The organism is Streptomyces polyasparticus, from assembly GCF_014493765.1.
GTDB lineage: Bacteria > Actinomycetota > Actinomycetes > Streptomycetales > Streptomycetaceae > Streptomyces > Streptomyces polyasparticus.
Genome location: NZ_JACTVJ010000065.1, coordinates 1 through 7,631 on the forward strand (window position 1 = coordinate 1; position 7,631 = coordinate 7,631).

The 7,631-nt window shown below is 62.1% G+C and carries 3 protein-coding genes; all 3 read right to left on the reverse strand.

Annotated features, from left to right (window positions below; all coding sequences use genetic code 11):
- Positions 1–358: 358 nt before the first annotated feature.
- Positions 359–4,459 carry a hypothetical protein gene (locus tag H9Y04_RS45260; protein WP_187820089.1) on the reverse strand — a complete coding sequence of 1,367 codons (4,101 nt, stop codon included), beginning with the start codon at positions 4,457–4,459 and terminating at the stop codon, positions 359–361.
- Between the two features lie 385 nt (positions 4,460–4,844).
- Positions 4,845–5,147, reverse strand: coding sequence for an urease subunit gamma (ureA, locus tag H9Y04_RS45265; protein WP_187820091.1), 303 nt, complete (start codon positions 5,145–5,147; stop codon positions 4,845–4,847).
- A gap of 110 nt (positions 5,148–5,257) precedes the next feature.
- Positions 5,258–7,357 (reverse strand): urease subunit beta, encoded by a 2,100-nt coding sequence (gene ureB / locus H9Y04_RS45270; protein ID WP_236072284.1) that lies wholly within the window; start codon positions 7,355–7,357, stop codon positions 5,258–5,260.
- Positions 7,358–7,631 lie beyond the last annotated feature (274 nt).

Consider the following 7,631-nt stretch of genomic DNA (forward strand, 5'->3'; position numbering starts at 1 on the left):
CGGCCTCGTGCTCGGTGATGGTCTCGCTCATCTGGCGTCTCCTTGATCATCGGATCCGCCGTCTATTGGACACTCCCATGACCGGTCTCTGACCGCACCGGCGCTCGGCCACCAGTGTCAGGTCGACAAGGGTGCGCACCGGTCCGTCCACACACAGCAACGCGTCCGTGAGCTCGAAGAGCGCATCACCCCGCGCCTTCCGCGTCTCGTTGCAGCACACTTATGTCCACGGCCAGGTCCCGTGTGTTTCTTGATCCGGAACACAGGATCAGGCGAAGACGCGAAGGGCGCCCTGACATGCGGGGTACCCGTCCGAGCGAACGCGTACGAGACTCGTTCGACAGTCACATGTCAAAGATCAGGCCATGCCGCCGTAGAGCCCTCCGTTTGGTCCCCACTGTCGGCGGCGCGGCTTCGGTGTGGGGGGGGTGGGGACGATGTTGACGGTGTGGGGCTGTTTCTCGGACGTGACACCGTAGATGGTCTGGGTGACGTGAACGGTGTTCTGTCCGAGGGGGAGGTTGCTGGATGGGGCGACCGCGTAGGTGGGTTCCCCAGCGGGGGCTTCGGTCTGGCTGCTGCCGTGGTGGAGCGTAACGGTAGCCTTCGTGATCCGGCGTCCCGTGAATGTGGGTTTCTGTGTTTCAACGGTTGAGCCGGCCACCGGGAATGTCACCGTTGGCTTGTCCACGGTGAAATCCCTTTCACCGATTTCTGACACGTTGCCGCGGAAGCTAAGCCTTGCCTGGACGGGCTGGGGAGGAGCGTTGACGATATCATACGACACGATGTCCCACCACTTCTCGTCTAGTCGGTCCACATCCTTCCAGAATCCTCCGAGTTTGATCTGAACCATGGATCCGAATAGGCCCTTGACGGACATGCTGAGCCGCGGCTTTCCGCCATACTCCGAGATTGCGACCCACCCGAGGACTGGTTTTGCAGGCGTGGGGGGGTTGATGCCGCCGCGCCGTTGATACGCCTTCGACGTGATCAGGCCTGCGACAATTGGGCAGATAAAAGCCACTGCCGCCTTAACGAGGGTCGCTGTATCGCCGCCGCTGATCTGTCCGAGCGCGAAAAGGTCCGGCACCGCCATGAACAATCCCGCGAGGCAAAGCAGTGTGCCGGGCAGGTCATCGGAGGCGGTCTTGAAGAGAGCCACAGTATTGCCTGCGATAAGAGCGGCTGCAGTGATCCCGGACAGCAGACAAGCAATTTTATTTACTGCCGTCGCACCAGGCTTCCCTGCTGTCATGTGGAGGGTGAAACGCGCATACAACGCGATGAGCGCGCCCAGAACCCCGATGATGAACAGCTTTCGACCGTCGTCAGGGATGATTGAGAGATCTGGGGCATATACGCCGTAGTCTGCAAAATAGGTGAGGATGAGGTCGAGGAGGACCGCGAGCGCCGTGCAACTCGCGGTGATCGACAGGAGCTTTTCCGCTGCTTCCCCGCCGGTTCCAAGAATCTCCGACATGGGCATCCAGAGTGCGCATGAATTGCGCACAATTCCGGCGACCATACCGATGATGTCATGCGTGTCGTCAGCTCTTGTGGAGGGGAGTGTCCCGCCGGGGAAGGGCTCGCTGCTGGCGGGTTGGCCGGTAATGGTGACGACGAGCTTGTAGCCAATGGTCACCGGGAAGGCCAGGGTCATGGCCAGGATGGCGGCCGGTGTGCACGGGGCGTTCTCGGTGCCCATCAGCCAGTCCCACATGGCCTTGATTGGCTGCGGGAGTTCGAGCTTCCCGGTGAGGAACTCCCGGATCCCATCGAGGACCGCCTGGAGCCCGTTGAGTGCCGCAGTGGCGACGGCTTTCCCTGCGTTGATCGAGGACACCGCGATGTTCTCGATCAGTTCCAGCAGGCTCCGCATGGTGCTTGACTGGAAGTCTTCCTTGTTGTCGAACATCCCGCCGGCGCCACCGCTGACGCCGGTATACTGTTTTACCAATTCGTCTTCTACCGCAGGCGTCATCGCGGAAGTGAGTTCTTCCGGTACCGTTGGCGTCGGCGCATTCTGGTTGGGGATCTTGGACAGCGGGATTTTCTCGTGAGCCCAGTTGGTGTGTGCGCTGGTGGCCACGCCTTCGGGGTATTCTTCCCTGTGATCGGGGAGTTCGGGCGGGATGTTGTACTTGATTTTCCGGTCCCACTCGGGGTCCCCCTTGAGCGCAGTGAATGCCTGACGGGTCTCCTTTTTCATGTAATCGAATGCGTCGGCAGTGTGTTGCGTCAGGATTTCGTGCGCCGCATTCGCAAAGGTAAACGATCGGTCCATGGCGCTGAGAAGCGCCTTCTGAGTGTTCCTGATGGCAGCCCAGTCGAAGATGGCTTTCAGCCAGTCGACGACCTTGTCAACCGTGGCGCCCACCCATTCGAATACCTGAGCGAGCAGTGCGCACACCTGCTTCCCGTCGAATACGCCGAACGTCAGGTGCCGAACGGTGGCATCGCCGAGCTTGAAGAGCAGATCCCACGTCTTTTTTCCGGCGTTCCACAGCAGGGAATCCACCATGATGGCGCCGGTCTTGAAGCCGGACCAGATGGAGCCGATGATGCCGGCGGCCCAACTGTTGTCGTCCCGGTGTTCCGGCGGGACCGGGATCAGGGCCGCTGCGCGGGCGGATTCGACTGCGTGGGGGGTGTCGAGTCGGGTGAAACGCGGTCCGTCCGGGGCGCGTGTGATCAGGAAACCCGCTGCAGAGCTCTCATCCGCCGGTGCGGTAAGGGCCAGAATGGTCTGTGCCGTTTCTCGCAGCGTGTGCCGGCTGGTAGTCGGGGGGAGTAGCGGAGTGCCGTCCGGGAGCTTGGCTTCCTTAAGCGCTTCTCCGTCTTCGTCGAAGGTCGGGTAGGTGCGCTTATGGTCGGTGGGATTGTAATCTGAGTCCAGGCCTGCTAGGTAGTCGAGCGCCGGTTCCGCACCGTAGATATGGTAAGTCTCTTGGATTCCGGCGACCTGAAACACGAGGTCCGGCGCTGCCAGGCCATCCGGGGGAAAGACCAGAGTCATCTTGCCGGAGTAGTCCGATACCCCCACTGGCGAGGAGGGCGGCGAGCTGGTAAGCCAGGTGGATTTTCCGTTGACGAAGCATTCATACGCCGCTTCGCTGTCGTCGCTGTCCACCTTCAGGTAGACGGCCGCGCCCAGGACGGGGACCCCCGCCGCGTTACAGACCGTGATGGTTACCCGATGGCGCGCCGTCTCCCGCACCCGCACCTTCACACTGGGATCGTCGCTCTCGGCAATGACCGACAGCGTGACCCATTCCTTTCCGGTGAAATACTCGTTCCACATTTCCCCGTCACGCCGGCAGAAGAGGCACCCCATGTATCCCGGCACCGCCGCGACGACCTCGCAGTCACGGCTCATGGCGGTCGGCAGAGTCCAACCCTTCCCCGAAGTCTCGAGAACCCACAACCGCGACGAGTCGTCTGTGCTGTCCACACAAAAGAAGGTCTCTTCCGTCGGTGCGCGGACCACCAGATCGGCCACAAGGCCGCCTGGAAAGCGTTCGGGGGCGGCGAACGCTCCGCCCTGCCCGGTCTGTGTCGCATAGGAGTAGCGCACACTATGCAGCTGCCGGTGCTCTGATGTGTAGAGCAGGTCCACCCAACTGCGGCCCTCAGGAGCCCCGTATGGACGGACCACGGCGTGGAGACTGCCCTGTGTGGCGAGTGCGTGGTCCGTTTCACTGTCGGCGATACGCGCCGCCACCGGGGCCGGGTCCTCCCGGAGCTCGACCATGAATGCCTGCAGCTTCGAGGCCTCGAGCCGCACGGCGAAAAGAAACCACCGCCCGCCCGCGCCCGCCGAGGAAGGCGCCGGTACCTCGGTCACGCAGTATTCGTCCGTGAGGCCGGTGAGACGGATCACGCCGCCATAACCCATCGAGTCGCCCTTGCAGAGCGCCAGGCCGTCCGCACGAGTCACGCAGACAATCGGATCCGTGGCGTCACGGCCGGCGGCCACCCTCAAAGGAGCCCTACCGAGCGCCTCGACGGACCCACGCCACTCACTCCAGGTTGCGCCATCGTCCGCGGAGCTACTGACACGGACCGCGCTAACACCGCCCTCCATGACGCAGGCATAAGCGAACAGTTCTTTGGCCATTCTCGCCACGACGACCTGCCCGACAGCCCCGCGATCCGTGTTCGTGCTCCACGGCCGCGTGATGGACCAACCAGACCCCTTGCCCGCGGTACGCCGAATACACTGAACACTCGCCAACGTCCCTGCCGTCCCGACCATCAACGCGCCCACAAACGCCAGCGGGTCGTCATGCAGCTCAGGCGAGGAGAACGGGGCAATCAAATGGGACTTGCGGACCGCATCCAGCGCGTCATCGAAGTCGACAGTCGCTTCAGCCACCAGATCCTCAGCGAGCTCCTGCGAAACAAAGACCTCAGCCGGCGTCAGCCCAGCCTCAGCGTCTACGGTTACCGTCATCATGAGCTCCCTGCTCGCGGGGTACGGTCTCTTCCCAGCAATCGACATGCAGCCGTCACAGAATTACCGCCGCTGCACCAACAAAAATCCCGCTGCTGACAACGGCGCCATAGCACCACAGCATCAGACTCCCCTCCCCCCAGCAATTCCCCCCCCCTACACCACCCATCATGAGCTCCCTGCTCGCGGTACGTCTCTTCCTAGTAATGGACATGCGACCGTCACGGAATTGCCGCTGCACCCGCAACAATTCACCTTGCCCGACGACGGCACCAGGGCTCCGAAGCCCCCGAATCGAGTCGCAGCCGAGTACTCACTCGTCGTCGTAGGAGAGCCAGGTCGTCGCTAGCTCTGCCGTCGGCAAGCCGCAGGATAAGCGGAAACCCTCTCATTTGATTGGGTTGGTAACTACGACGGTATGGGTGCCGTCCAGAAAGACAGCATCCGCAGACACTTCCGTGATCATTTCCGGAACCCCAGGCAAGACGTCTTCACGTGCGATGAGTTCTCTGGCCGATCTAGTAAGTTCCGCTACAGTTCTGCCGTCGCGAGCCCCCGCGTGGATATGTTCAAGCAACAGCGCTTCAGCCTCAGCGGCACTAAGTTTCACGCCTCGCTCCCGACATTCTTTAGCGACGCTCGCTGCTAGATGCACCATCAATCGGTCGCCTTCAGTCGGGTGCAGGCCCACCATGAAGCGTCGATCAGTCACGAGCTACTCCCAAATTGATGCACGATGAGTTTGTCATCGCTGTTGTGATTCATCACTCAGATTTACTCCGATGCGCCCACCGTTGAGAGTCAGTAATTCTGACCCAGCGGAACTTCCTCAACTGGATAGCATTCTACGAGCCCTCCGTCGCGCCGCACCTGATAGGTAATCGGGTCGACCTCGATGCGCCCAGCTCTGGTGCTGAGTTTCATGTCGTCGTGTCTGACTGCGCGGACCCGCTGGATGTGCACGATCTTGTGCCGCAGCCCGAGCGGGGTAAGTGCATCCCCTAGCACCCCCCTGTCGACACCCTCGGCGCAGGCCAGGAAGCTCTGGTCGGTACTCAGCGGGGTGCTGCCATCGAAAAGGACGGATGCTCCGCCCTTGAGGACCTGCACCGGCGCCAGACCGAATGTCTGTCGTGTCCACAGGGCCAGGTCGGCGTATTTGCCGACCTCTACCGACCCGACAAGGTGCCCGATGCCGTGGGCAATGGCTGGATTGATCGTGTACTTGGCGAGGTACCGCCTGACACGGAAGTTGTCACTGCCACTGCCGTTGTCTTCGGGCAGTTTGCCCATCACGTTCAACATATGATGCGCGGTGCGCCAGGTGCGGCGCGGAATCTCGAGATTGGCAACTGGCAACATGGTGCTGCCGGTCATCATCGGGATCACCCCGAGATCGTGCAAGACCTCAGTCGCCATGAGTGTCTCCTTACGGATCTGGCTATCCGCAAGCGCGTCGATTTCCGCAGAGGTAGAGCCGGCGCGCTTGAGACGTTTCCGGGCAGCCAGGGCCAATGAGTCGATCGAGTTGGTGGTGTAGGGCCTGCTGGCCACGCTCGTGCCGGCCAGGACGTTGCCGAGGGAGTTACTGAGGAGGGCGAGCAGGTCGGGGACGTGACCGCCTTCGATGCCGTCCACATCGGGCAGGATGCACACGCGGCCACCGAGGGCATCGCGGGTGGACTCGACGAACCCGGCCTCGTTGAGTGTGTCGGACACCAGCACGGCCGCGGCGCCCAGGACATCAGAAGCCCTCAGGCATTCGTCAACAACATTAGGAGTGGCGCCACGCACTTCGTGGACAAGGAACCCGCCTGCCCCGTTGACAGCCTGTTCGGCGAAGGAGGAGGAGCCGTATGACGCGTTTCCCGCCCCGAGGAGGAGAAAGTTGAGAGGGGCGGGGTCCATGGAGTCCAGGAACCTAAGGGTGTGCCAGCCGCCGGGGACAGTGCTACTCATGCCTGAGCCGGTGCCGGGGCCGCTACCTCCGCCGATCAGGGTCGTCACACCGGAGTGGAGCAGCCTGTTCAGGAACGTCTGCGAGGGGACCTGTACGTTTGCCGCGACGGTCCCGGCCGTGATGATGTCCCCGGCCGCGTCGATGACCTGCGTCTCGGGACCCACGACCATACTGGCCGCGACACCCGCCATGGTGTTGGGGTTTCCGGCCTTGCCGATCCCGGCGATCAGACCATCGCGGATACCGATATCGGCCTTGAAGATGCCCGTGTAATCGATGATGATCGCGTTAGTGATGACCGTGTCCAGAGCACCCTCATCGCGCCCAACTTCAGACTGGCCCATCGAGCAGCGGACGACGCCGCCCAAATCGAGCGTCAGCTCATCGCCGTACGTGGTGAAGTCCTTCTCGATTTTCACCCACAGGTCGGTGTCACCAAGCCGGACCATGTCACCGACGGTGGGCCCATACCTCCTCGCGTACTCCTCACGCGAGAGCGTGGCGGGCGAGAGCGTGGCGGAGGGGGAGTAAATGTTCCCGCCCGCGGTGTCGTCGTGGTTCTCACCGTCGGCGTGCGGCAGGCCAAGGGCATCGAGGATGTCCGACAGGGGCTTAACTCCCCGCACGCTCGGCATGCGTACGAGGGTGACCGGTTCTTCCACTCCCGGCTCGAACCGCATCATGTCACCGGCCGGAATGTCCAGCCGACACCCAAACGTTTTCGCCCGATCGAAATCAAGGGCCGGATTCGCTGCAGCAAAGTGAAAGTGTGAGCCGACAACAACGGGCCGCAGCCCATTGTTGGTAACCACGACGCTTACTCTCTCGCGGCCCTCATTGAGGATAATCGACCCGCTTCCGCATACAATCTCGCCGGGGACCACGGAATCACCTTCTCGGAGTTGTACAAACCGCACTGACTGCACGGAAACTAACTCCATGGTGATGCCCACTATGGAGACGTTCACACGCAACACGCCCGGCGCACCTCAAGGTCGTGCCACAGCCCGCATGTGCGTTTGACCTGTCCATGTCGGCTTCCTCCTGGGGTCGGCGGATCCAGCTGGTCGGCCTCGACCGGTTGTAGTAGCGGCGGAGCTGCTCTACTCGGATGATCTCCGGTACATGGCGTCCGTTAAGACGTTGTCCTATGTGGTGAGGCGGAGTAGTCGCTTGTAGCAGCACAGTGCGGCTGCCAGGCCGAGGATGGCCAGG

What these genes read in the sequence shown, in the direction of transcription:
- H9Y04_RS45260 (WP_187820089.1), bottom strand. Translation starts at nt 4,459, where the DNA reads ATGATGACGGTAACCGTAGACGCTGAGGCTGGGCTGACGCCGGCTGAG.
- ureB (WP_236072284.1), bottom strand. Translation starts at nt 7,357, where the DNA reads ATGGAGTTAGTTTCCGTGCAGTCAGTGCGGTTTGTACAACTCCGAGAA.